Source organism: Magnetococcales bacterium (assembly GCA_015228935.1).
In the GTDB taxonomy this organism is placed as follows: Bacteria; Pseudomonadota; Magnetococcia; order Magnetococcales; family DC0425bin3; genus HA3dbin3.
On record JADGCO010000173.1, the window covers coordinates 1 to 4,761 of the forward strand.

Annotated in this window: 1 protein-coding gene; it reads left to right on the forward strand. The window is 56.0% G+C overall.

Features of this window, described 5'->3' with window-relative positions:
* Positions 1-477 precede the first annotated feature (477 nt).
* Positions 478-4,644, forward strand: a complete 4,167-nt coding sequence (locus tag HQL65_20235; GenBank protein MBF0138565.1) for a CHAT domain-containing protein — start codon at positions 478-480, stop codon at positions 4,642-4,644.
* Positions 4,645-4,761: the final 117 nt, after the last annotated feature.

The following is a 4,761-nucleotide window of genomic DNA, read 5'->3' on the forward strand; positions in this document are numbered from 1 at the left end:
TCCAGGGGGAAGGGCTGCGCCCTTCCCCCTGGCGGGGTTTGGGGCAGCGCCCCAATAAAAACTTTTTTTCAATTTTTTCCAAATTGTCCATTTCGCAGTAGACGCGGTTTCATTCTTTTCCAGTATTCTTACCAAAACAAACCGGGCAGTACTCTTTTCAAAACAAACCGAGCGATCCACGAACGGCAGATGGATGTTGCTTTCGTCTGTCGGGTCGGAGTACCCTGAAATCGCCTTCCTTCGCGTCGGGGTCCACCCAATCCAACCTGGTTGCCAGGTGCCCATGGGCTTGTCGGAGCCATATTCAGACACGACTGTGGACTGTCATGGACCGGTGAGTCAGCCCAAGCCAGGCCAAGGGCCATTCCAATGGAACGACAAGGCGGTCGGCAGCCATACGGGTTTCCGTTGAACCAATACAAAGGTGATTGAGCCATGTGCCCAAACAGAGGTGTTCCTGGTGGAAAGACCCGGAGATTGGATCGAATCCTGGGGGTGGGGCTGTGTGTGTTCACCTGGTCGGTGGTTCTCCCTGCATATGGAGAGACACCCATTGCTGCCGGGGGCGCAGGTTCCCAGGCCACGCTCCCCGGCCAGTCAACGACCGGGGTTGCCGGACCGGATAAAGGTTCCCAGGCCACGCTCCCCGGCCAGTCAACAACCGGAGCCGCCGGACAAAACGCCGGTGCCCAAGAGGCTGAAGCGGGTCAGGCAGCCCTGGATAACGGCGATGTCGATGAGGCCCTGCGCCATTTCCTCAAGGCAGCCGCCCAATCCGATGCCAACGAAGAGATTCTCCGTACCGTGGCCCATTTAAGCCGGGAACAAGGCAATAACGGTCAGGCCATCGATTATTTCAAACGCGCCATGCAGTTGACCGTCAAGGGAAAGAGATACGACAGAATCGCTGAATACAATACGCAGATCCGTGCCTTGGCATCCACCAGGCCGGAAGCCATGGAAGCCAGTCTGGAAAAGGCCATGGCACCGCCAGCCACAGGTGCCGCCCAATATCTCCCGACCTGGTCCGCCTTGATGGAACAGGCCGCAACGGCCAGTGCCAAAGGTCAGAATGGTGAAGCCGTGCGGCTGCTGCGGGCCGCATTGAGCCTGGCCAAGGAACATTTTGGCAGTACACACTATTTTGTCCTGACCACCCAACGGGATCTGGCCATCCACCTGTACCAGACCGGCCAACGGGATCAGGCCCGGACCTTGCTGACCCAAACCATCGATGCAATCCGCAAAACCCTCGGCGAAGATCATGCAGAGACCCTGGCCATGCAATCCCGCCTGGGCAACATGCTGGAGGGGAGCATCCTCTTCATGGACGCCCTGAAGGTCTATACGGAAGTCCAACAGGGGTACAGCAAGAGTCTGGGAGCGGACCACCTGGACACCCTCAATGCCGCTCGGGCTTTGGTTAAAGTCCAACAAAATCTGGGACATTTTGATACCGGAGAAAAAATTCTCCAGGAGGTGTGTCAAAAACTGGCAGACCAGCTTGGCCCCTGGCATGAAGAACGCATCGAATGTCTGGACCAGTTGAGCTGGTTGCTGACGCAGCAGGGCCGTTATCCTGAAGCAGAAAAAAGTTATCTTCAGCTTCAGGATCTGCGCCAAGCCACCCAGCCCGCCCATGCCCTGTCGATCCGGGAGGCCCAACTGGGGTTGGCCGGCGTATACCGTTTGCAGGCACAATACGAACCGGCACTGCAAATCCTGAAACAACTCCTGGCTGAAGGAGATAACAAGGCATTGGCATTTCCCGAAGGGTTGCTGGTGCGGATCCGGGATCTGCTCGCCCAGGTCTATGAAGATCGCGGCCAGTTTGCCGAGGCAGAAACCTTGGCCCGCCAAACGGTTATCCAGAAAAAACAACTCTTTGGAGCGGATCATCCGAACACCATCGCCAGCCTGAACAGCCTGGCCGGAATCCTGAAACGCAGCGGACAATTGGATGAATCTGAAAAGATTTATCAGGATACCCTGCAACGGGCCAGAAAGGCCCTGGGTGAAAAACACCCAACCACCATCGCCATACTGAACAATCTCGGCCTGATCTTTGAGCAGCAGGGGCTGTATGATCAGGCGGAACCCATGTTCAAGGAAGCCCTCAAAGTGGGGCAGGAACTCCTCGGCGAGGAACACCCCACCACCATGACCATCATGAGCAGCCTGGCCTTGCTCTATGAAGGCCAGGGAAATTTTGACAAGGCCCGTCCGCTCTATGACAAGGCCATCGCCATCTCGACCCAACGGGTGGGACGCAACCACCCCGACACCCTGGCCCTCATCAACAATCTGGCCTACCTGGAAATGATCCGCCAGGATTACTCCAGCGCGGAAAAACAGTTCCAGGAAGTGGTCACCCAGTGGCAGGCCAGCCTGGGAGAGAAAAACCAGAAAACCTTGAAAGGCATGAACAATCTTGCAAGGACCTTGCACAAACTGCACCGTCTCGACGAGGCGGAGGGATTGTTCAAAAAAACCTTGGCCCTGCGGCAGGAGGTCCTGGGAGCCTCCCATATGGATACCCTGCGTTCCATGCAGGATCTGGCGGCCCTGTATCGGGATCAGGGGCGCTCTCAGGAAGCCGACACACTGTTCCAGGAAACCGCGCAACTGGAAGAAAAAATCCTCGGCCCCCAACATCCCTACACCTTTGAGACCCTCAACGGCTGGGCCATGGTCAAGGATGCCTTGCACGACAGCGAAGCTGCCCTGCGTCTGCGGCATACGGTCTTTTTGCGCCGCACGGAGTTTCTCAATCGGATGATGTGGGTGGTGGGAGACAATGCCCGCGCCGGATATGTCACGCTGCATCTGCCGGAATACAGTGATTATCTGACCCTGCTCAGCCGCCTGGAACCGGCACGCGGGGGCGAGGAACTCCTGGAAGCGGGTCTGGCACGCAAGGGGCTGCTGCTGAAGGTCAGCTCCGAAATTCAGCAGATTGCGCGGCTGACCGCCGATCCCCTCCTGAAAAAACTGATTCAGGAATTGACCGCAACCCGCAAGGAACTGGCCACCATGACCCTGTCCGGTCCCAAGGAGGGCGTCAGTGGTGAGGCGCATGTGAAACAACTCCGTGCCATGGAGGATCGTATCAACACGTTGGAAGCGGACCTTGGACGTGCCAGCCTTCGTTTCCGGCAAAACGTGGCCGCGATCACCGTCAAAGATCTGGTTGAAAAACTTCCAGAGTCGTCACTCCTGGTGGATTTTTTAATCTATCGGGAGGGAAGCAGTGAAAAAATGGTGGCGGGTCTCCTGCGCAAGGAAAATGGCCAGCCAAAATTTGGCATGGTCGGCTACAAGGATATGGAAGCCATCCAAAAACAGGTGATCAAATACCGCACCATTCTTCAGGATGAAAATGCCGCAGAAGAGGATTTCAAGGAAGTCGGCAATCAATTGTACAACATGATATGGAAGCCATTGGAAGAGTTTATCGGCAAACAGGCCAATGTATATGTCATCCCGGATGGCATCCTGAACATCATGCCCTTCAATGCCTTGGTCAACGACCGCAAGGAATATCTGCTCCAGAACGTCGATTTGCATATCCTCAATTCCAGCCGTGATCTGGTCACGCCGGAATTGCCCGTGGTCAAAAACGGCAAGATGGTCATCCTGGCCGGTCCAGACTACAGCTCGGAAAATGTGTCGGGCAGAAAAGCCCTGGTTGATGCGCGCAAGGCAGCCGGTATAAAAACCCAGGCTGGAAAACTGGCGAATGAAAAAGCCCAGATCGAAGCCCGCAAGGCAGCCGGTAAGAGAGCCTTGGCCGATGCTCAAAATAAGCGTTCGACGCTGAAAGATACGGAAAAAGAAGCTGAAACAGAGATGGAACTGGCCGCTGTCGAAGGGGAAACAGCAACAGAGGGGGGAAGTGGACGCCGCTCCGCCGCCACGAGTCAATTGCGGGCAGGTCTGCGGGCATTTTCGGTGGGCATGCGGGGTTTGCGTTTCGATCTGCTGCCTGGGGCGTTGCAAGAGGGAGAATTGATCAGCCAGAACGTCTCCAAGTCGCATAAGGAGAATCGACTGTTTGTGAATCATGATGCCCAGGAAGAGACGCTCAAGACCCTCGGCGAAGTCCCGGACATGTTGCACATCGCCACCCACGGATTTTTCCTCAAGGCCGACGAAAATCTCAAAAAACGTTTGCTGAAATTACAACGTGGTGCCGATATACACATGCCGCCGCCTGGCGACAATCCCCTGCTGCGGGCCGGATTGGCCTTCTCGGGCATCAATGTCAACGCCTCTTTTCTGGGTGACATCGATACCGGCAATGACGGGGTGTTGACCGCCCTGGAGGCGATGAATCTCAATCTGACCGGAACCCGGTTGGTGGTATTGTCGGCCTGTGAAACCGGATTGGGCGAGATCCATGAAGGAGAGGGAGTCTACGGTCTGCGGCGTGCTTTTCAGGAGGCGGGTGCCGCCAATGTGATGTCTTCCCTTTGGGAAGTGAGCGATGCGGGCACCCAGGCCTTGATGACCGGGTTCTACAAGCGAATATTGGCCGGCACGGACCCCCGCAAGGCGTTACGGGAATCCCAGTTGGCGTTGTTGAACTCATCGGAGTGGAATTACCCGTACATCTGGTCGGCCTTCATGATGGTTGGTAAATGATACCAGGTTGCAACCAAAGAGATTCAAAATAGTTGGGAAGAAAGATTTTATTGGGTGGCTCTCGCCCCAAACCCCGCCAGGAGGAAGGGCAGAGCCGCTTCCTCCTGGACCTCCATC